Source organism: Cellulomonas sp. P5_E12, from assembly GCF_054049315.1.
Genome location: NZ_JBFUMP010000018.1, coordinates 93108 through 113943, shown reverse-complemented (window position 1 = coordinate 113943; position 20836 = coordinate 93108). Strand labels below are relative to the sequence as shown.

Sequence of the window (20836 nt, the reverse complement as noted above, 5' to 3'; positions counted from 1 at the left end):
CCAGGCGCCGTCGCGGCACGATGGGATGACACCACGGTGTCACCGTTCCACGACGGAACATGGCACGACGAACTGCCAGCTCAACGGTTCGATCGGGACGGAGACAGTTCCTGCGCCGGAGCTGCACCGGTCCTGCATCAACGGCACCATCTCACTCCACTCAACGCGATCCTCGGTCGGCGATGTCCCCAGGTCCACGAACACGCCGACCATGAACACCGTGAGAAGTACCCCGCCAGCGGTCCGGCCGATGAGAGATGCCCAACGCGGGCTGCGCACACTCGCACCCGCAAGTACTGCGATCAACAGGAGAAGTCCGGCCACCACGGTGTAACGCGAGAAGTACCTGACGTCGAGGTTTGCCGCGGGGATCAGCGGTTCGGCACTCGGGGTGAAATGCATCATCGCCGCATAGAGCCCAACCGACACGCTTGCGGTGTAGACAGCCAGGAACCGTTGAGGGCCGCGCGTCGTGATCCCTATGGCCACACACACGACCACCGCGCAGACGACCACCACGACGGCGACGGGATGTCGGTACCACGCCTCGGCGAGGTGAAAGCCACTCGGAGCTCCGAAGACGATCCTGATGGCGTAGGTCCAGAGAAAGTCTGCGGGACCGACTGGATCCTCTGCCGGTGTTCTGGCGGTTCCGAACACCACCCCCAGCTGCACGACCGCGGCCGCGACGACGGCGACCAGAGCTGCCAGATCTTGCCGGCCCCGGCTCCGAATCAATTGGGCGATCAAGACCGGGAGTGCCACCAAGGCGAGTGGGTCGCTCAGCACAGCCAAGACCATGACCGCGATGCGCACGACCGTGCCCCCAACCCGACGCGGACTCCAGGCCGCGCAGACGACACCGGCAACGATAAGGAACCAGTGCAGGTTTGCCAGGTTGTTGAGAACTTCCATACCCGCCACGGGCATCAGCACGACGACAGCCGCCATCACCCATCGGTAGGCGCGACTCGGGATGTGATCCGCCAGTGCGTACCACAGCAGCACCGCGATGGAGGCTCGCGCCAACGCGCTGACGACCGCTGTGGCGGGTGCCCAGACTCCGAAAGGGAAGACCGCGATGACGGCAGCCAGGGTGCGCGGCACGACGTGGGCATAGCCCGCGTACGGCGTGAGGACGGTCGCCCACAATGATCCGCTCGCCGCACCGTGCAGAAAGACCTTTCCATCTTCTGCCCAGATGCGGTTCATGGACCGGATGCCATCTCCGATGACCAGCAGGAGACCGGTCGAGACGACGAGGAACGCCGTCGCGAGTAGGGCGTCCCGTCGCCGTGCTCGACGGCTCTCCCCGGTCAGCTCGGAACGGTCTCCTACCGGGGCGATCGAACGCTCAACAACCTCGCTCAGATCGTCCCGTCCTTCATCGCCTGCGCGATCCACGGGATGACCTCGTCGAGCATGTCCTCGAGTTTGGTCGTCGCCTCGAAGCCGAGCACGCGCTTGGCCTTCTCGGTGGCGGGGACGCGGCGCTGGACGTCGTACTCGAAGGCCGGGTCGTGGGTGAGCGTCAGCGGGACGTCGTCGCCCTTGATCTTGTGCCAGATGATCTCGGCGAGCTCGGTCACCGTGTGGCCGTCCGGCGTCGACAGGTTGAAGTCGTCGTTCAGCGCGTCCGGGTGAGCCATCGCGTCGACGATGCCGCGGGCGAGGTCGCCGCCGTACGTGTAGTGCCGGATCTGGTTGCCCTCACCCAGGATGTGCACGGGGTCCTGGCCCTTGAGGATCTTCTGGACGAGGTCGGGCACGACGTGGCTCATGGCGAGCTTCACGTTGCCGGAGTCGATCTCGACGTCACCGAGCGCGCGGGACTCGCCGATGCCGACGCAGTTGAACGGCCGCAGGATCGTGTACGGCAGCTTGTACTGGTCCCAGGCCGCGCGCGCGAAGTACTCGACGGCGAGCTTCTGGAAGCCGTAGGACGACAGCGGCGGCGGGACGATGCGCTCGTCACCCTCCTTGGAGGGCCACGACGTCGTCGACTCGAACACCATCGAGGACGACATGTAGGTCACCTTCTTGAGGCGACCCTCCTTGTGCGCGGCGATGGCGGCGTCGGTCGACGAGGCGATGATGCGCTCGTTTTCGGCCAGCAGGTCGTACGCGTAGGTGTGGAAGTAGGAGATCCCTCCGATCAGGGCGGCGCCGGCGATGAAGTGGTCGCAGTCGGAGAGCAGCTGGGTCATCAGCTTCGTCTCGCGCACGTCCCCGACGGTCAGGTGGTAGTTCGGGTTGTCGTCGTACGACTTGGTGACCTTGCCGTACTTCGAGTAGTTGTCGATGCCGACGACCTCGTAGCCGCGGCTGAGGAGCTCCTCCACGACATACCCACCGATGAAGCCAGCGGAACCGCTGACCAGAACCTTCTCCATGCTTTATCCGTCCTTCACGTCGTCGTTCGTTGACTCGACCAGACGGGCCGCTTGGGCCCGGACCTGCTCGGGGGTGGCACTGTGCCCGAAGGCGAAGCGGTACCAGCGCAGGTAGTGCGGGATCCACTGCGCCAGCTTGAAGTTGGACTCGCCGAAGGTGCGGTCGAGCCAGATGGTCGGCAGCTCGGCCACGGGCCGACCGAGCCGGCGCGCCTTGGCCGTCAGCTCGAGCCCGATCTCGAAGCCGTCCCGCGAGTGGATGCCGACGGAGCGGACGAACTCCGCGTCGTAGGCCTTGAACGAGTTCGTCGCGTCGCGGGTGCCGATGCGGGCGAACGTGTGCAGCGACCGCCCGGCCGAGCGCGAGAGGAACGACTTGAGGAACGGACCGCCCACCTGTGCGCCGCCAGGCATGTAGCGGGAGGCCGCCGCGACGACGACTCCGCGCTCGACGAGCCGGACCAGGTCGTCGATCTGCCGGGGGTCGTCGCACCCGTCGGCCATCGTCACGACGACGGTCGGCGCCTGGGCGTCGTCGATGCCGAACCGGATCGCGTTGGCGGGGCCCCGACCGTAGGTGCTGATCGCGACCCGTAGCCGAGGCTCGTCCACCCGGTACTGCTCCACCACCGGGACGGTGGTGTCCTCGGCGAAGTCCACGACGACGACGACCTCGCAGGGCAGCTGGACGGCCTCGAAGATCCGGTCCAGCGCGGGGACGATGTGCTCGCCCTCGTTGTAGGCCGGGATGATGACCGAGACGCGGGGGGATGCGCCGTGGGTCACACGAGCACCCCGTTGCCGAGCAGGTTCCAGACGTCGGCGACCGGGAGGTCGGTCTGGAGATCGCGGTACTCGGCGTGCGGGGTCGCGACGATCAGCAGGTCGGCCTCGGCGAGCACCTGCTCGAGCGGAACCAGCTCCGGGTCGACGGTCACGTGAGGATCGGTGGCGAGCACCTTGCCGGCCTTGAAGTCGAGCACGCGGCGCAGCTTGTACGAGAGGCTGGAGCGGATGTCGTCCGACCCACCCTTGAATGCCATGCCGAGGATCCCGACGGTCATCGTCGACAGGTCGAAGCGCTCCTCGAGGCGGCTCACGAGGTAGAGCGGGAGCCCCTCGTTCACCAGCATCGCCGAGTGACCGAGCGCGAACTGGTTGTCGCTGAAAGCGGCCAGCTGCATGGTGTCCTTGAACAGGCACGGACCCGCCGCGAAGCCGGCCCCGGGCATGTCCGCGGCGCGGGGGTAGTCCTGCGCGAGACCCTTGCGGATGCGGTCGAAGTCCAGGCCGCGGTCGTTCGCCATCATGTAGAACTGGTTCGCCGCGGCGAACTTGATGTAGCGCCACGTGTTGGTGAACAGCTTGGCCAGCTCGGCCTCCTCGGGCTCCAGCTGCACAAGCTGGTCCGTGAGCTTGCCGAACAAGGCGCCGGCCCGCACCCGGCCGGACTCCGTGCGGGCCGAGATGATCTGCGGGAGGTCGAACAGCTCCTCCATCGCCTTGTGCTCGGCGATGCGCTCCGGGCAGAAGGCGACCTCGACATCGACGCCGAGGGCGGCGACCATCTTCTCGACGAGCGCCGTCACGCCCGGGTAGACGGTGCTGCGCAGGACCAGGAGCTGGCCGTCGCGGAACGAGTCGGCGCAGGCCGACAGGGCCTTCGGTATCGCGGTCGGGTCGGGGTTGAGGTGCTCGTCGACCGGTGTGCCGATGACGACGACCACGTTCTCCGCCGAGGCGACGACGGACGAGTCGGTGGTGGCCGTCAGCAGCCCGTCGGCGAGCGCCTTCTCGAGGAGCTCCTGCGCGCCCGGCTCGATGAACGGCATGACACCGTTCATGACCCGGTCCACGGCGGACTGGCTGAGGTCGTAGATCGCGACGCTGGCTCCGCGGCTCGCGAGAGCGATCGCGAGCGGCAGCCCGACGTGACCACCGCCGCCGACGACGACGACGTCACGCTCGAAGGCGGTGACTGCCTGGGGCTGGTTGTGCGACATGCAGAAGGACCTCCACAGACGGGGGAGCCGGGGCGGGCGGGCGACAGCCTACCCTCCCGGTCCACGCCGCCGTGGCGCGGCCTGCAGCTCAGACCATGGCCGGCGCAGCGACCCTCCAGCGCTCGTCCCATCGCCCGATCGGCGCGACGTCCGTCTCTCGGAACGCGTCGTGGCCGAGCACCGAGTACGAAGGCCGCGGCGCAGGGCGGACAAAGGCGTCGCTCGGCGTGGTCCGCACCAGCTCGGGGTCGAGGCCTGCGGCGGCCACGACCTCTCGCGCGAAGCCCCACCACGACACGCTCCCGGACGACGTGCCGTGGTAGGTCCCCGGCGTGGCGTCCCCGTCGACGAGCCGGACCACCAGGTCGGCGAGGTCGGCGGTCCACGTCGGCTGGCCGATCTGGTCGTCGACCACGTCGATGCCACCGCGCTCGCGGACGACGCGCAGCACGGTCTTGGGGAAGCACGGCCCGTGCTCGCCGTACAACCAGGCCGTCCGGACGACGAGGTGGTTCGCGGCGAGAGACCGTACGGCCCACTCCCCCGCCACCTTGGTGCGCCCGTACGCGGACCGCGGTCCCACCGGCGCGTCCTCCCGGTACGGGGACGAGGCCCGACCGTCGAACACGTAGTCCGTCGACACCTGCACGATCCGTGCGCCGTGCCGGTCCGCGGCCCGGGCGAGGTGAGCCGCGCCCGTGCCGTTGACGTCGAACGCCCGTCCCTCGGAGGTCTCGGCATCGTCGACCGCTGTCCACGCGGCGCAGTTGACGACGACGCCGTGACCGGCGACCAGCGTGTCCACGGCCACGGGGTCGGTGACGTCGAGCGTCGCACGGTCGGCGGCGGTCACCTCGTCGTCCGAGCGCGCACCGAGCAGAGCCACGAGGTCCTTGCCGAGCATGCCGTTCGAACCGGTCACCAACCAGCGCACGATCTCTCCTTGAGCTCCGCCGGGGACGATTCCTCCCCTGGGCACGACGAGGACCCAGCGTAGGCGTCCGGCTACGCTGGAGCGCCCAACCCCTAAGCAGAAGGAGTGCGTCGTGCGCGTCCGCGAGCTCGAGGTACCCGGCGCGTGGGAGTTCACCCCGCGTCAGTTCGGCGATCCTCGTGGAGTCTTCCTCGAGTGGTTCAAGGCCGACCCCTTCATCGAGGCGCTCGGTCACCCGCTCGCACTGAGCCAGGCGAACTGCTCGGTGTCGGAGGCTGGAGTGCTGCGCGGGGTGCATTTCGCGGACGTGCCTCCTGGGCAGGCCAAGTACGTCACGTGCGCGAAGGGCGCGATCCTCGACGTGGCTGTGGACATCCGCGTGGGTTCACCCACGTTCGGCCGGTGGGACGCGGTCGTCCTGGACGACGTCGACCGCCGCGCGCTGTATCTGTCCGAGGGCCTCGGGCACGCGTTCATCGCGTTGGAGGACGACTCGACGGTGCTGTACCTGTGCTCGACGGGCTACGACCCGGGTCGCGAGCACGGCATCCACCCGCTCGATCCCGAGATCGGCATCGATTGGCCGACCACCGACCGTCAGGGGCGCCCCATCACGCCCAAGCTGTCGGACAAGGACCTCGGGGCGCCGAGCCTGTCGGAGGCACGCGCGTCCGGCCTGCTGCCCACCTTGGAACAGGTCGAGGAGTACGTCGCCAGCCTGCGAGAGTAAGCCGGGTCAGCGTCGCGCGGACCGGTTCTTGCGCCGCGAAAGCGCGGCCTCGTAAGCCTCGACGTGCGCCGTGGCGGACCGGTCCCACGTGAAGCTGGCGCTGCGCGCGAGCGCGGCGCGGCCGAGCGCATCGCGTCGTGTCGTGTCCACCAGCAGGGCGGCTAGCTCCGTGGCAATGGACGCGCTCGTCGTGTCGCTGTAGGCAACCGCGTCGCCGCCCACCTCGGGCAGCGAGAGCTCGCGGGTCGTCAGGACGCAGGCCCCACACGCGAGGGCCTCGAGCACGGGCAACCCGAACCCCTCGCCCAGGGACGGGTACGCGACGACCTGCGCGCCGCCCAGCAATGGAGCCAGGTCCTCGAGGGGCAGGTAGCCAGAGACGACCAGGCGGAGCCCGTCGGGGACCTGTGCGCGCACAGCGTCGATCTCGTCGTCCCAGCCCTTCGCCCCGGCCAGGACGAGAGCCGGCGGGTCGTCAAACGCCCCGGCGACCTGCACCCACGCGCGCACGAGCGCCGGCACGTTCTTGCGGGGTTCCAGCGTGCCCAGGAAGGCGATGTACGGGGTCGTGCCGAGCCCGAGCGAGGCTGCCACCCGCTGACGCTCGGACGCCGCCACCGGCCGGAACACCTGGGGGTCCACGCCGTGGTACGCCACGTGGAAGCGGTCGGCGTCCCCGCCGACGTAGCGGAGCACCTCGTCGCGCGTGGCGGCCGAGGGGACCACGAGCGCGTCGGCAGTGCGCACGGCCGTCCGGGTCGACGCCGTGAACAGACGGGCCTTCGCCCGGTCGTGCAGCTCCGGGTGGCTGAAGAAGGTGGCGTCGTGCAGCGTGACGACCGACGCCGCGCCGAGCACGCGCGGCCGCGTGTAGTGAGGACTGTGCAGCACGTCCGCACGCACCCGTCCTGCCAGCCGCGGCAGACCTGTCTGCTCCCACGCGAACCGGACCGCCCGACGCTCGACGGCAGTGGGTACCGCCACCACCTCCGCACCCGAGGCCGCGAAGTGCTCGGCGTCCCGGCGCTGCACCGCCACCACGACCTCGAGCCCGGTGGCGACCAGCGCGGGCACGATGCCGTCGACGTAGCGACCGACACCGCCTCGGTTGGCGGGGACGGCAGTGGCATCGATCAGCACGCGGAGGCTCACGGGCCACCATCCTTCCATCGACGCCGGGCGTGCCCGACAGCGCCCTAGGCTGTCGGGATGCCCGTTCTCGAACCGTTGCGCGCGGGGCTGGTCGTCGAGCAGCTCTGGCAGCCCGCCCCGGGAGGGTCCGGCACGTACATCGTGGAGCTCCTGCGGGCGCTGGCCACACGCGATGACGTCCGGGCCGTCGGCCTGGCCGCACGTCACCGGGCCGGACCTCACGACGACTGGGCGATCGACGTGCCGGTCGTCCGGTCGCGACTCCCCCGGACCGCGCTCTACCAGTCATGGCAGAGCCTGCACCGACCGCGGGTGGAGGGAAGGGTGCCCTCCCTCGATGTCGTGCACGCCACCACCTGGGCGCTTCCCGCCACCCGGCGGCCGCTCGTGGTGACCGTGCACGACCTCGCGTTCCTCGAGCGGCCTCAGCTGTTCACCGACCGCGGCAACGCGTTCTTCCGCAGGGCGCTTCAGGAGGTCCTCGACCGAGCGGCTGCCGTCATCGTCCCCTCACAGGCGACCGCCGACGAGTGCCGCGAGGCCGGGATCGACGACGACCGTCTGACTGTCGTCCCGCACGGCGTCACCGTGGTGCGACCGGACGCGACGCAGATCGCAGCGGCGCGTCGGCGGTACGCCGACGACCGTCCCTACGTCATGTGGGCCGGGACGACCGAGCCACGCAAGAACGTCCGAACGCTGCTGGCGGCGTACGCCGAGCTGGCACGCGATCCGGAGGCACCCGACCTGCTCCTCGTCGGGCCCCCGGGATGGGGCGAGCCTCCCGCCGTCCCCGACGCCGTCCGGGCGCGGGTTCGAGTCACGGGTCGGGTCGACCGGGTCGACCTCCACGCGCTGTACGCCGGTGCCCGTGCGTTTGCCTTCCCGTCGCTGTCCGAAGGGTTCGGGCTCCCGGTCCTGGAGGCCATGTCCCACGGGACGCCGGTGGTGACGTCCTTCGGCACGGCGTGTGCTGAGGTAGTCGGAGACGCGGGCCTGACCGTCGGGGCGACCGACGCGGGCGCCCTCGCGGACGCGCTGCGCGAGGCGATCGGTCCCCGGCACGACGAGCTCGCGGCTCGCGGGCTGCAGCGCGCCGCCAGGTTCAGCTGGGCCCGCAGCGCCGAAGAGACGCTGCGGGCCTACCGGTCGGTGGTCAGGACGGGTCGCGCCTGAGCACGACGCGGCTGAGCCGACTCTTGACCTTGGACGCGACAAGGCGCGCCCCGCCGTCATTGAAGTACTCGCGGAACAGGCCCACATCGCCCTTCACGCCACCCCACGTCGGCTCCGCCACCCGCACGAACGAGCCGAGCATCGCGGGGGCGTCGGGACCGACGAGGTCAGGGGCTCGGCGCGGGCGCCGGCAGAACTGCACGAGCGGGTCGAGCGCGAGCGACCAGATGTACTCCGGTGCGACCGTGGCGACGTTCGCCCGGACCTCCCGGGCGCGCTCCTCGTCGGTCAGCAGGTCGACGAGGGCGTCCGCCAGAGCGTCGACGTCTCCCGGCGGCACCACCGTGCCCATGTCCCGGTCGTGCACGAGCTGCGCGAGCGAGTCGCCGGCGGTGCAGACGATCGGCAACGACGCCCACATGTAGTCGAGCATCCGGGTCCGGAAGGAGAACGCCGTCTCGATGTGGTCGAGGTGCGTGCTCACACCGATGTCCGACTCGAGCAGGAAGTTCTGCCGCAGGTCGTAAGGTACCCACTCCTCGTTGAAGATGACCTCTTTGCCCAGGAGCCCGAGGTCCTCGGCGAGCCTGTGCGCGGCCACACCCATCCGCATCTCGGGTACGGCGGGGTTGGGGTGCTTGACGCCCATGAACAGCAGACGGATCTCCGGGACCCGCTCCTTGGCCTTGCCGATGGCCCGGATGAGGGTGAGCGGGTCGAACCAGTTGTAGATCCCGCCGCCCCACAGGACGACCTTGTCATCCTTGCCGATCCCGGGGATGACACCCTTGACCATGGGCGTGGTCGCCACCGGCGCCGTCTCGCTCACGCCGAACGGCACCACCGAGATCAGCGAGCCGAGCGTCTCGTCCTCGTCGTACACGATCGGGTTGAGCCGACCGAGAGCCGCCATCTGGCCGAGCCAGAAGTCACGCTGCTTCTCTGATGCACACATGAAGAAGTCGCCACGCGCGAGCTGCTCGTTCAGGACGCCGGTCGACGAGCTGACGACCTCACGACGCCCGGCCTCGCCGAGGTCGCGCGCCTGCTCGAGCTGCTCGAGGTGGAACGGGTCGTAGATGTCGACGACGATCACCTTGGAGCTGTTACGCAGCACCGGGTGCTCGTGCATCAGGAAGCCCTGGAAGACGATGACATCTGCCCAGGCCTCCATCTCGACCATGTCGAGGGCGTTCACATGCCGGATCTCGAACTCCGCGCTCTTCAGGCTGCTCGCAGCCGTCGTGACGAGTCGGACCTCGTGCTCGGTGGACAGCTGGCGGGCGATGTTCCACGCTCGGATGGCGGGGCCGGCCATGCGGGTGGCCAACGTGTCGCCCGTCGCGACGAGGATCCGGCGTCGCCGGTCGAACGCCTCCCGGATCGAGAACCGTTCGACCACCTCGTCGTACGCGCCGACGAAGCCGGCGTCGCTGATGTTCGGCTGCAGCGCGTCGCCGAACAGGCGCAGGATGTCGACGTCGTCCCGGCGACGCTGCCCCTGCAGCCGAGCGCGCTCGGCGGCCAGCTCGGGCAGCCGGCGCACGAACTCGTCGACGGCGTAGGTCGACGCGAGGGCCGTCCGCGACACCGTGGTCGAGGGTCCCTCCGCGGCGTCGTGTCCGAACGCGAGGTCCAGCTCGGTGGGGTCGTCCCCGCCGAGGACCACGCCGCGGCGGATCGCCAGGGCGATCGCCCCCGGCAGGAACTGCTGGAGGTTCTCGTCGTCGTAGTTCTTGTAGATCGTGTAGAGCGCGTTCCGCTCGAGCAGGAACTTCTCCCGCCACGAGCCGATCGAGGACATCGACGCATGGTGCCGGTGGAACGAGATGGACGTCGGCACGTACCGCACGCGGTAGCCGAGCAACCAGAGGCGCCACCCCAGGTCGACGTCCTCGAAGAACATGAAGTAGCTCTCGTCGAACCCGCCGACCTTCTCGAACACCTCGGCCCGCATGATCAGCGAGGAGCCCGTGCCGAACAGGACGTCGGTCTCGTGGTCCGGACCCGACTCTGCCGGCCCCCCGACGCCCTTCTTGAACGCCTGCCCGTACCAGGACATGCCGGCGCCCGCGAAGTCGATCGAGTTGCCCTCCCAGTCGAGGACCTTGGTGGCCACGGCCCCGACGTCCGACGACCGCCGGAGGACCGGGATCGCCTCACTGAGGAACGCGCTGTCAGGGCGGGCGTCGTTGTTGATGAAGACGACGTACTCGCCGGTGCTCTTCTTGACCGCGAGGTTGCACCCGCCCGCGAAGCCGAGATTGGTCTCCGAGACGACGACGACCGCCTCGGGCACTGCCCGGCGGATCCGCTCGACGTCATCGCCGCCGCTCGCGTTGTCGACCACGACCAGCTCGAGGTCCTTCGCCGGCCAATCCACGTCGGCGAACGACTTCAAGCAGGTGATCGTGTCCTCGGCGCCCTTGTAGTTGACGACGATGACCGAGACGACGCCCTGTCTGCGACTCACTGTCACGTGCTCTCCCCCTGCTGATTTCGGGATTCCTTGGAACGTCCACGCAAGCCGCGCCGGGGCGCGGGCTCGCGCAGCCGAGCGATCTCGGCCTCGGCCGTCTCGAGCTGCTGGCGCAATGACACAGCGTGCGCCTCGCGGTCGGCGATCACGGTCCGTGCCGTGGTCAGCTCGTCCCGCAGGCGGCCGGCCTCCTGCTCCGCCTCCGCGACCGCTCCCGTCGTCCGCAGGCGCGCACCGAGGACCGCGGCGCCGATCGCACCAAGGGTGACCTGCGAGTCCACGCTTGCGCCGGGGCTCCGCAGGCTCTCCACCAGGGCATCCAGCTCCGCCGGGGTCCGCGTCGCGGACGCGACGACCACCTGCCGGTAGGAAGGCTCGGCGTTGTCCAGCAGCGACTGACGCTCGTTGTAGAAGCGGTGCAGCTGCGGGAGCTCGGGCATCCCGACGGCCAGCAGCTCGTGGTGGAAGAGCATGCCGAGGAGCCACCGCGGGAGGTAGCCGCTCGGCAGCCGCGCCGCGTGCCAGTCGTCCGCACCGAGGGCGGCCAGGGTCTCCTCGATGCGGGGCAGCCCGTTGTCGGAGTGCTCCTGCAGCGTGCCGAACACCTCACCGAACCGTGCGGTCACGAAGCTCTGCAGCGCCGCCTCGGCCATCTCCACGCCGTCTGTGGCGTGCGGTGCGCTCAGGACGACGTAGTCGCGGGCCACGCGGCGCAGCTCGGACAAGAATGGCGCCCTGAAGGGCGGAAGAATGTGCTCGAGCACGTCGAGCGTGAGGACGACGTCGAACGCGTCGTCGTCGAAGGGCAGGCGAGCCCCGTCCGCGACGATGAAGTTCCCGCTGTGCGAGCCGTACCGGTCGACGATCGCGACCTGGGCCCCCGGAAAGAAGACCTCCATGAACCCGGGCGCACCGCCGACGTCGAGCACGGTCCTGCCGTCGACGCCGCCCAGAGCCTCGACGACGCGTGCCGCCGTCGCGTACCGCTGGTACTGGTCGAAGGGCAGCTCGAGCGCCTCAGGCGAGCGGTAGGTCTTTCCGCCGACAGTGGGCGCCTGCGGGGGGTTCTCGCTCACGCGACACCTTCCTTGACGTTCCAGGTACCGCCGAGACTCACCACGCCGAAACGCTCCGCCGGCTCTCCGGGGAGGACATCGAAGCGGAGCGCGCGAGTCTGGTGGTCGAATGTGTGGACGAGCATGGAGTCTGCCACCCCGGTCGACACGTCGTAGGTGCCTGGCAGGAGCATCAACCGGTCGATGTCCAGGTCCACCGTTCCCGTGCCACGTCGCACGTCGACCAGCAGCCCGGCGTCCTTGGTGTTCGGCCCGGTGACGTGCTGACCTGTCATCGTGTGCAACCCGATGCCGAAAACGACGCCGGAGACGTCGGCGCTCGCCGCGTAGTGGAGCCGGAGCGTCACCTTGTCCCCCGTGTGGGGCTGCGCGCTCTCGCGGCCGTGCAAGAGCTCGACCCCCTCGACGCGAATCTCCCCCGAGCCGTGGCGGGCGTTGCCCTCCGGACCCGACGGCTGCACCTCGCGGTCTACGTGCGAGCTGTCCACGTACTCGTCGACGACGTCGTTCGGCTTGCCCAGGCCGAGGAGCCGGCCGTGGTCGAGCCAGGCGACCTCGTCGCACAGGTCACGCATCGTTCCTAGCGCGTGGCTCACCACGACGATCGTGCGGCCCTGGTCCTTGAAGTCCTTGAACTTCTCCATGCACTTGCGCTGGAACTCCTCGTCACCCACCGCGAGGACCTCGTCGATCATGAGGATGTCCGGGTCGACGTTGATGGCGACCGAGAATCCCAGCCGCACGTACATGCCCGACGAGTAGTTCTTGACCGGGGTGTCGATGAAGTTCTCGAGGCCCGCGAACCCGACGATGTCGTCGAACCGCCTCGTGATCTCCTCCTTGCGGAGGCCGAGGATCGACCCGTTGAGGTAGACGTTGTCTCGGCCCGACAGCTCGGGGTGGAAGCCGGCACCGAGCTCCAGCAGCGCCGAGACCTTGCCGGTCACGGCGACGCGTCCGCGGTCGGGCACGAGGATCTTGGCGAGAACCTTCAGCATCGTCGACTTGCCGGACCCGTTGTGCCCGACCAGCCCGAAGGTGGTGCCCTCCTTGACGGCGAACGAGACGTCATGCAGCGCCCAGAACTCGTCGAACTTCGCACGCCGCTGGCGCATCATCGCAATTTTCAGCGACTGGTTGCGCTCGTGGTAGATCCGGAACCGCTTCGCGATGTCCGTCGCCTGGATGACCTCAGTCACAGTTCCTCCGCCAGTCTGGACTCGAGCTTCGCGAACACCCGGTTGCCGAGCCAGAGGAGCACCACGGTCACGAGCAGGCAGTACACGAGCGGCTGCCACGACGGCAGGTGCCCCGAGTAGAGCATGTCCCGCACGGACTCCACGAAGCCCACCATCGGGTTGAGCGAGTAGATCGTCTCGAGCGGCAGCTTCGACGCCCAGCTCGACCCGTCCTGGATCCCCTCGATGAGGCTGATCGGGTAGATGATCGGCGTGGCATAGAACCAGATCTGCATGAACAGCGCCACGAAGTGGGCCACGTCCCGGAAGTAGACGTTCACCACGGAGAGCGCCAGCGCCAGGCCCAGCGAGAAGAAGCCCACCAGGATCATCACCAGGAGCACTGGCACGATCCACGGCAACACGTTGACGCGGGCGACCAGGAAGATCACCGCGAGGACACCCATCTCGATCAGGTAGGTCACGAACGCGGAGATCACGGTGGCGAGCACGAGGAGCCGGCGGGGGAAGTACGTCTTCTTGATCAGGTTGCCGTTGGCGACGAGCGCTCCTTGGCCTCCCTGGACAGCTCCGGCCATGAAGTTCCAGGTGAGCAGGCCGCAGAGGAGGAAGAGCGGGTAGCTGTGCAGCCCATTGACCCCGACCGGCGGGACCACCCGCATGATCGTCGAGAAGACGAGCGTGAAGATGATCGTGGTAGCCAGCGGGTTGAGGAGCGACCAGCCCCACCCGAGCGCGGTGCCCTTGTATTTGCTGCGGAGCTCTCGCTGTACGAGATTGACGAGGAGCTCGCGAGAGTGCACGACCTCTCGCGTGTCCGTAAGGATGCCCAAGGCCGATGTCCGTTCAGAGAGTGGATGCGCTCGCAGAGAGTGTGTGCGCAGCGATCGAGAATACACATCGCCGCTCAGCGGACCTCACCCACGAGGCGTGGGCCTCGTCACCCAGGGCGCCCGTCTGGACGCAACGGAGCGCACCGGACGAGCCGTGAGACGATCGCGGCCGTGAGGATCACCGTGGACGGCACACCCCTGCTCGGGACGCCGACGGGTATCGGGCGTTACGTCCGAGAGCTCCTCCGCACCCTGCCCCGGGCGCTCGACGAGCGGCTTCCCGGCTCGAGCGCCCAGCTCACCACGTGGTCCGCGCGGCACCACCGGGTGGACCCGGTGCTGCGGGTGCCGCAGGTCGGGCCGCGGGTCCCAGCCCGGGTCTTGCGGACCAGCTGGATGCACCGCGACGTGCCGCCGATCGAGTGGTTGGTCGGCCGTACGGATGTCTTCCACGGCACCAACTTCGTCTCGCCGCCCACGCGCCGGGCCCGTGAGGTGGTGACCATCCACGACCTGACGTACGAGCTGCACGCCGACACCGTGAGCGAGGCGTCGCTCGCCTACCGCGAGCTGGTGCCGCGGGCGCTGGCTCGGGGTGCGCACGTCGTCACGCCCACTCGCACCGTGGCGGACGCCGTCGCCGACCGCTACGACCTGCCGACGGAGCGTCTGACCGTGACGCCGCTCGGTGTCGACGCCTCGTGGTTCGCCGCGCAACCCCTCACGGGCAAAGCTCGCGCCGACCTCGGGGTACCTGAGCGGTACTTCGTCTTTGTCGGCTCGCTCGACCCTCGCAAGAACCTGCCCCGCCTGCTCGCATCGCATGCCGCGCTGCGCGACGACGACCCGGAGGCTCCCGAGCTTGTGCTGGCAGGGCCGGCGGGTCGCGAAGCAAGCCTCACCGCGGTACCGGGCGTCACCCTGACCGGGTGGCTGGCGGACGCCACGCTGCAGTCGCTCGTGGCCGGCGCCGTCGCCCTGGTGCTGCCGTCGATCGACGAGGGCTTCGGCTTGCCGGCTCTCGAGGCGCTCGCGGTCGGGCGGCCCGTCGTCGCGGCGGACATCCCCGTGCTGCGCGAGGTCGTCGGCGGGTACGCCGAGTACGCCGACCCGTACGACGTCTCCGCTCTGGCGGCCGCCCTGGGGCGCGCCGCCCGCCTCCCCGGAGAGGCGGCGGGCCGCCGCGAGCGAGCAGGGCAGTTCACGTGGCTCGACTGCGCGCGCGCGACCTGTGACGCCTATGTAGCGGTCACTCAGCCGTGAACGATCCCTACGCCTCGGGCACGCCCGACGTCACCGTGGTCACCGTCACCTATCAAGGAGCGGACCTGGTCGCCAGCTGTCTCAGGTCTCTGACCGAGCAGGAGCTGGGCGGGGTCCGGATGGAGGTCGTGGTCGTCGACAACGCCTCGACCGACGGCACCGCCGACATCATCGCGCGCGACTTCCCCGACGTCCGGCTGCTCCGCAACGAGCGGAACCTGGGCTTCGCCGGTGGCAACGACGTCGCGCTCGCGACCGTGCGCTCGCGGTACGTGATCCTCCTGAACAACGACGCGACGGCCGACCTCCACTTTGTGCGTGAGCTGGTCGAGGGTATGGACGCCGCTGACCCGGACGTCGCGGCGATGGCAGCCACCGTGCTCCTGGAAGCCCGCTTCCGACCCGCGCGACCGGAGGACGGCGATGTCCTGGAAGGCCCCGACGGCCGGTGGGTGACCGACCCCGCGGGCACCGTGCGTCTGGTGAACTCCACGGGCAACGAGGTGCGATCCGACGGTTTTGGCGTCGACCGGGGTTGGTTGGCCGACGCGCGGAGCCACTCCCCGGCGCGAGCCGTCTTCGGCATCAGTGGGGCCGCGGCAATCCTGCGGATGTCGGCTCTCGAACGCACCGGCACGTTCGACGAGCGGTTCTTCATGTACTACGAGGATACGGACCTGTCGTGGCGGCTGCGACTCGCCGGCTACCGCATCGAGCACCGCGCGACTGCTGTCGTGTCGCACCTGCACGCCGCCTCGTCACGTGAGGGAAGCGACTTCTTCCGGTTCCACGACCAACGCAACCGGTTGGCCATGCTCACCAAGGTGGCGTCGGCCGGCATGGCGACGCGGTGCGTCCTGCGGTTCGTGGTGACCACCGCCTCGATCGGCCTGCGCCGACGGCAACCGTGGCCGGCCGTGCGCACCCGGCTGCGTGCCCTCGTCTCCTACCTGGGCATGCTCCCGTACCTGCTCCGGGAGCGGCGGCGCATCGGCCGCGACGCGAACGTCTCCCGCGGAACCGTGCAGCAGCTGCTGACCAGGGGTCAGGGGACGGCGGGGTCCTACCGAGCCTGAGCCCGGTCGTCGATCAGTGCGTCGGCACCGAGGCGTCGAGAGCCACGGCGGGCGCGGGGACGCGGACCGCCGCCGCGGGGACCGGCACGTGCCGGAAGACGATCGTCCGGTAGGTGACGAACCGGAACGCGCTGGCCAGGCCGAGCCCGAGGACGTTCGCGCTGATGTTGTCCGCCAGCGGAGAGGTGAGGCCGAGCACGTAGTGCGAGAACCACAGCGTCCCCACTGAGATGAGCATGCCGGTCAGCGAGAAGAGCGCGAAGAGCGCCGCCTCGCGGCCCGCGGCACGTCCGCGACGATGCCGGAAAACGAAGTACCTGTTGCCGAGCCACGTCACCGCGGTCGCCACGGCGACGGAGATGACCTTGGCGACGAGCGGCGAGTCGTGCAGCTGCGTGCCATACGCGAGGAGGTTGAACAGGCCGACGTCGACGATGAACCCCACGACGCCGACGGCACCGAACTTCACCGCGTCCCGGAAGACGTGGACAGCCGTAGCACGCCATTCTGCTCGCGTCCGACCTCGCAACGGATCTCCCTCACGTCCTGGCGCGCCTGGAGGCGCGACGCGACGAGGGTAGCGCCTGAGCATCCCTCCGCGCGTCTTGCCGCGCTGTGAGACCGCCCACGCCGGCGCGCGACCGGACGCGCGTGACCCTGGGAGCAGTGCTCGTCAATTCGGGCGCTACGCTCATGGGTCGGAACCTGACCAAGGAGGCATTCCTTCCATGCACCTGCTCGTCACCGGCGGAGCCGGCTTCATCGGCTCCAACTTCGTCCACCAGACCGTGCGCGAGCGCCCTGACGTGCGCGTCACCGTGCTCGACGCCCTGACGTACGCCGGCGACGAGCGCAGCCTGGACCCGGTGGACGGCAAGGTCGTCTTCGCCAAGGGTGACATCGCCGACCCGGACATCGTCGACACCCTGGTCAAGGACGTCGACCTGGTGGTCCACTTCGCGGCCGAGTCGCACAACGACAACTCGCTGCACGACCCGTGGCCGTTCGTGCGCACGAACGTCATCGGCACGTACCAGCTGCTCGAGGCGGTCCGCCGGCACGACGTGCGGTACCACCACATCTCGACGGACGAGGTCTACGGCGACCTCGAGCTGGACGACCCGGCCAAGTTCACGCCTGACACCCCGTACAACCCCTCGAGCCCCTACTCGTCGACCAAGGCGGCCTCCGACCTCCTGGTCCGCGCGTGGGCCCGCAGCTTTGGTGTCCGCGCCACGATCTCCAACTGCTCGAACAACTACGGTCCGTACCAGCACGTCGAGAAGTTCATCCCGCGCCAGATCACCAATGTGATCGACGGGGTGCGGCCCAAGCTCTACGGCTCGGGCGAGAACGTGCGCGACTGGATCCACGTCGAGGACCACAACAGCGCGGTCTGGGCAATCATCGAGCGGGGCCGCCTCGGCGAGACCTACCTGATCGGTGCAGACGGCGAGGAGAACAACAAGACGGTCGTCGAGGACATCCTCGAGATCATGGGCCAGTCCCCCGATGCGTACGACCTCGTGAGCGACCGCCCGGGCCACGACCTCCGCTACGCGATCGACTCCACGAAGCTTCGCGACGAGCTGGGGTGGGCCCCGAAGTACGAGAACTTCCGCGCGGGGCTCGAGGCCACGGTGGCCTGGTACCAGGCCAACGAGTCGTGGTGGCGGCCGCAGAAGGACGCGACCGAGGCGAAGTACGCGCAGCTGGGGCGGTAGTCGTCGGCTCAGCCGGCAGCGTCGCGGTGATCGGTCGCTGATCTGCACAGATCCTCCACCGCGTCGCTGCGCGCGCTCCGCCCCAGAGGGGAAGTGCTCTCCTACGATCGTCGACGTGACCAACCGCCACGCCGCTGTCCCACGCCCCCGTGCTGCCCGGCACGCGCGATCCCTGCACACCCACCGGGTGTTCCGTGGGATCGCGCTCACCCTGGCCGCGGTCGTGGTGTTCGGGGCCAGTGGGGTCGCCGCGGTCGCCGCCAAGCTCAACGGCAACATGGACAAGGTCGACGTCTCCGCCCTCGTGCAGCCGATCCCGTCGCAGTCGAAGGCGCCGGACCCGGACGACCCGAACGCCGGGCAGGCCGTCAACATCTTGATCCTCGGCTCGGACCAGCGGGACGGTGAGAACGGCGAGATCGGCGGCAAGGTCGAGGGCATGCGCTCCGACACGACCATGGTGCTGCACATCTCTGCCGACCGGTCACGCGTCGAGCTCGTCTCGATCCCCCGCGACTCGCTGGTGGACATCCCCTCCTGCACCATGACCAACGGCAAGACCACCCGCGCCACACGGGGCATGTTCAACTCGGCGTTCGCGACCGGGTGGGACAACGGCGGCGACATGGAGTCCGCCGCGGCGTGCACCATCAACACGGTGCAGCAGAACACCGGCCTGCCGATCAACCACTTCATCGTCGTGGACTTCGCCGGTTTCCAGCAGATGGTGAACGCGATCGGCGGCGTCCCCATGTGCATCCCCAACGACATGACATCGAAGGACGCCGGGCTCTACCTGACGGCGGGATACCAGACCCTCGACGGTCCCACCGCGCTGGCGTACGCCCGGGCGCGCAAGGGCCAGGGCGTCGGCGACGGCTCGGACACGAACCGCATCGGCAACCAGCAGAAGCTCATCGCGGCGATGGTCCGCGAGGTCCTGTCCCGCGACGTGATCACCAACCCGCAGAAGCTCATCTCGTTCCTGAGCGCTGCCACGAGCTCGCTGACGACCGACAACACGATGTCGATCAGCAACATGACCGGCCTCGCCTACAACCTCCGCAACATCAACAGTGGCAACATCACCTTCATGACGATCCCGTTCGCGCCCGCGAAGTCGGACCCCAACCGGGTCGAGTGGACCGCCGCCGCCGACACGGTGTGGTCGAACATGGCGAACGACGTGCCCGCGCTCGGCGAGGCCACGCCCGCCCCCACCGCGGCTCCGACGACGCCGGCCGCGCCGACGACGCCCGGCGCCACCGAGGCACCGGTTCCGGCCGACACCCCGACGCCGGCCGAGACCAAGAAGGCCGGCCACGAGGCGTTCACGGTCGACGACACGACCGACGTCTGCTGACGGATGAGCTCCGACGAGCGCACCACCCGCACGCCGCCTCCCAGCTTCGCGCCTGGCGCCTCGCGACGACCGGCCGACCCGGCACCCGACGTGGCGCCGATCGTGGTCGGGCGGCCCGCACGCCCGTCGGCGCCGAGCCGCACGCCACGACCGGACGCCGCTGAGCCGACCCGTCCCCCACTGGCTCAGGCCCGGCCCGCGACCGCAACGCCCGCGCAAAGCAGGACCGACAAGCCCGCGTCCATCTCACCGACTGCGCCGTCCAGCCGCCCCCAGCGTCCCGCGGCCATCGAGGTGTCCGGCCACTCCCGGACCCCGTCGACTGCCCGGCCCACATCCGCACCAGCCTCGCTCCCCCGGAGCACGTCGTCGCGACCTGCTGTGGCTCGCGGGTCGGCCGCCCCGCCGTCGCGGCCCGCCGGTCCCCGTCCGGCATCGACCCCCCGAGACCGACCAACGGCACCCGACGGCGCGTCGGCCGGTCGCCGCCACCGCGGCCCGATCATCGCCGTCGTCACCGTCGTGGTGCTCGCCGCCCTGCTCGCCTGGCCCATCGGCCTGGCCGTGTGGGCGAACGGCAAGATCCAGCACACCGCGGCGCTGAGCGGCGCCGCGAACACGCCGGGCACGACGTACCTGCTCACGGGCTCCGACTCGCGTGCCGACGGCTCGGTCGGCGAGGACGGGACCGAGGGCGCGCGCACAGACACGATCCTGCTGCTGCACGTGCCCGAGCACGGCCCGACGGCTCTCATCTCCCTGCCGCGGGACACGTACGTGGAGATCCCCGGCCACGACCCCTCGAAGCTCAACGCGGCCTTCTCCTGGGGTGGCGCTCCGTTGCTCGTGCAGACCGTCGAGGGCCTCACCGGCATGACGGTCGACCACTATGCCGAGATCGGCATGGCCGGCGTAGAGCAGATCGTGGACGGCGTCGGTGGCGTCAACCTCTGCTACGACGCCGACGTGAACGACGCCGACTCGGGAATGGTCTGGGCCGCAGGCTGCCACGACGTCGACGGGACCGCGGCGCTCGCCTTCTCCCGGATGCGCAAGTCCGACCCGAGCGGCGACGTGGGCCGCGCCGAACGCCAGCGCCAGCTGATCGGCGCCGTCATGGCGAAGGTCAAGCCCACCACGCTGCTGGTGCACCCGGGGCAGCAGGTCGCACTGATCGACGCCGGCACGGCGGCGCTCACGGTAGACGAGGGCACGGGGATCACCGGCATGGCCAAGCTCGCCCTCGCGTTCAAGGCGGCCAACGGCGCGGGCGGTATCACGGGCACCCCGCCGATCTCGGACGTCGACTACCGACCGGGCGGCGTCGGCTCCACGGTCAGGCTCGACCCCGACGCGGCGCCCGCGTTCTTCGCCGCGATCCGCGACGGCTCTCTGCCGGCCGGGCCGGTGGGCGGGATGCCCGGCGCCTGAACGG

The 20836-nt window shown here is 69.5% G+C and carries 18 protein-coding genes; 7 read left to right on the top strand and 11 right to left on the bottom strand.

Annotation, left to right across the window (positions count from 1 at the left end):
* Nucleotides 1–39: 39 nt before the first annotated feature.
* The 5 genes from ACXJKA_RS15245 to rfbD form a co-directional block, all read right to left on the bottom strand.
* Nucleotides 40–1404 carry a hypothetical protein gene (locus ACXJKA_RS15245; RefSeq protein ID WP_456826061.1) on the bottom strand — a complete coding sequence of 455 codons (1365 nt, stop codon included), beginning with the start codon at nucleotides 1402–1404 and terminating at the stop codon, nucleotides 40–42.
* Nucleotides 1368–2393, bottom strand: coding sequence for an NAD-dependent epimerase/dehydratase family protein (locus ACXJKA_RS15240; RefSeq protein WP_456826060.1), 1026 nt, complete (start codon nucleotides 2391–2393; stop codon nucleotides 1368–1370). The genes ACXJKA_RS15245 and ACXJKA_RS15240 overlap by 37 nt, the downstream gene beginning before the upstream one ends.
* A 3-nt stretch (nucleotides 2394–2396) precedes the next feature.
* Complete coding sequence (locus ACXJKA_RS15235; RefSeq protein ID WP_456826059.1) at nucleotides 2397–3179, bottom strand: glycosyltransferase family 2 protein; 783 nt, start codon at nucleotides 3177–3179, stop codon at nucleotides 2397–2399.
* On the bottom strand, nucleotides 3176–4396 hold the full coding sequence (locus ACXJKA_RS15230) for a nucleotide sugar dehydrogenase (RefSeq protein ID WP_456826058.1): 1221 nt from the start codon (nucleotides 4394–4396) through the stop codon (nucleotides 3176–3178). Before ACXJKA_RS15230 ends, ACXJKA_RS15235 begins: the two co-directional genes overlap by 4 nt.
* 88 nt (nucleotides 4397–4484) lie before the next feature.
* Nucleotides 4485–5330, bottom strand: coding sequence for a dTDP-4-dehydrorhamnose reductase (gene rfbD, locus ACXJKA_RS15225; RefSeq protein ID WP_456826057.1), 846 nt, complete (start codon nucleotides 5328–5330; stop codon nucleotides 4485–4487).
* Between the two features lie 112 nt (nucleotides 5331–5442).
* On the opposite strand from rfbD, the gene ACXJKA_RS15220 reads away from it, so the two are divergent.
* Entirely contained in the window at nucleotides 5443–6060 is a 618-nt protein-coding gene (locus ACXJKA_RS15220; protein ID WP_456826056.1) for a dTDP-4-dehydrorhamnose 3,5-epimerase family protein, read from the top strand.
* Between the two features lie 6 nt (nucleotides 6061–6066).
* Here the strand turns inward: ACXJKA_RS15220 and ACXJKA_RS15215 are convergent, their stop codons facing one another.
* Nucleotides 6067–7212, bottom strand: a complete 1146-nt coding sequence (locus ACXJKA_RS15215) for a glycosyltransferase family 4 protein (protein WP_456826055.1) — start codon at nucleotides 7210–7212, stop codon at nucleotides 6067–6069.
* 57 nt (nucleotides 7213–7269) lie between these two features.
* Between ACXJKA_RS15215 and ACXJKA_RS15210 the strand changes: the two genes are divergently transcribed.
* Complete coding sequence (locus ACXJKA_RS15210; protein ID WP_456826054.1) at nucleotides 7270–8388, top strand: glycosyltransferase family 4 protein; 1119 nt, start codon at nucleotides 7270–7272, stop codon at nucleotides 8386–8388.
* Here ACXJKA_RS15210 and ACXJKA_RS15205 read toward each other — a convergent pair.
* Genes ACXJKA_RS15205 through ACXJKA_RS15190 form a run of 4 tightly spaced genes read right to left on the bottom strand, consistent with a single transcriptional unit; the run spans nucleotide 8369 to nucleotide 13945 of the window.
* The gene (locus ACXJKA_RS15205; RefSeq protein ID WP_456826053.1) at nucleotides 8369–10861 is read right to left on the bottom strand and encodes a glycosyltransferase; all 2493 of its coding nucleotides are present in this window, start codon (nucleotides 10859–10861) and stop codon (nucleotides 8369–8371) included. The two genes, ACXJKA_RS15210 and ACXJKA_RS15205, sit on opposite strands and share 20 nt — an antisense overlap.
* A 2-nt stretch (nucleotides 10862–10863) precedes the next feature.
* Nucleotides 10864–11943, bottom strand: coding sequence for a class I SAM-dependent methyltransferase (locus ACXJKA_RS15200; RefSeq protein WP_456826052.1), 1080 nt, complete (start codon nucleotides 11941–11943; stop codon nucleotides 10864–10866).
* Nucleotides 11940–13142 carry an ABC transporter ATP-binding protein gene (locus tag ACXJKA_RS15195; RefSeq protein ID WP_456826051.1) on the bottom strand — a complete coding sequence of 401 codons (1203 nt, stop codon included), beginning with the start codon at nucleotides 13140–13142 and terminating at the stop codon, nucleotides 11940–11942. Before ACXJKA_RS15195 ends, ACXJKA_RS15200 begins: the two co-directional genes overlap by 4 nt.
* Nucleotides 13139–13945, bottom strand: a complete 807-nt coding sequence (locus ACXJKA_RS15190) for an ABC transporter permease (protein WP_456826050.1) — start codon at nucleotides 13943–13945, stop codon at nucleotides 13139–13141. The genes ACXJKA_RS15195 and ACXJKA_RS15190 overlap by 4 nt, the downstream gene beginning before the upstream one ends.
* A gap of 201 nt (nucleotides 13946–14146) precedes the next feature.
* Between ACXJKA_RS15190 and ACXJKA_RS15185 the strand changes: the two genes are divergently transcribed.
* Nucleotides 14147–15238 (top strand): glycosyltransferase family 4 protein, encoded by a 1092-nt coding sequence (locus ACXJKA_RS15185; protein WP_456826049.1) that lies wholly within the window; start codon nucleotides 14147–14149, stop codon nucleotides 15236–15238.
* Nucleotides 15235–16314, top strand: coding sequence for a glycosyltransferase family 2 protein (locus tag ACXJKA_RS15180; RefSeq protein WP_456826048.1), 1080 nt, complete (start codon nucleotides 15235–15237; stop codon nucleotides 16312–16314). Before ACXJKA_RS15185 ends, ACXJKA_RS15180 begins: the two co-directional genes overlap by 4 nt.
* A 13-nt stretch (nucleotides 16315–16327) precedes the next feature.
* Here ACXJKA_RS15180 and ACXJKA_RS15175 read toward each other — a convergent pair whose 3' ends face one another.
* Nucleotides 16328–16783, bottom strand: coding sequence for a GtrA family protein (locus ACXJKA_RS15175; RefSeq protein ID WP_456826047.1), 456 nt, complete (start codon nucleotides 16781–16783; stop codon nucleotides 16328–16330).
* A gap of 259 nt (nucleotides 16784–17042) precedes the next feature.
* On the opposite strand from ACXJKA_RS15175, the gene rfbB reads away from it, so the two are divergent.
* The 3 genes from rfbB (at nucleotide 17043) to ACXJKA_RS15160 (ending at nucleotide 20832) form a co-directional block, all read left to right on the top strand.
* On the top strand, nucleotides 17043–18038 hold the full coding sequence (rfbB, locus tag ACXJKA_RS15170; protein WP_456826046.1) for a dTDP-glucose 4,6-dehydratase: 996 nt from the start codon (nucleotides 17043–17045) through the stop codon (nucleotides 18036–18038).
* Nucleotides 18039–18153: 115 nt separating this feature from the next.
* Nucleotides 18154–19401, top strand: coding sequence for an LCP family protein (locus ACXJKA_RS15165; RefSeq protein ID WP_456826045.1), 1248 nt, complete (start codon nucleotides 18154–18156; stop codon nucleotides 19399–19401).
* A 522-nt stretch (nucleotides 19402–19923) separates the two neighbouring features.
* Nucleotides 19924–20832, top strand: coding sequence for an LCP family protein (locus ACXJKA_RS15160; protein ID WP_456826044.1), 909 nt, complete (start codon nucleotides 19924–19926; stop codon nucleotides 20830–20832).
* Nucleotides 20833–20836: the final 4 nt, after the last annotated feature.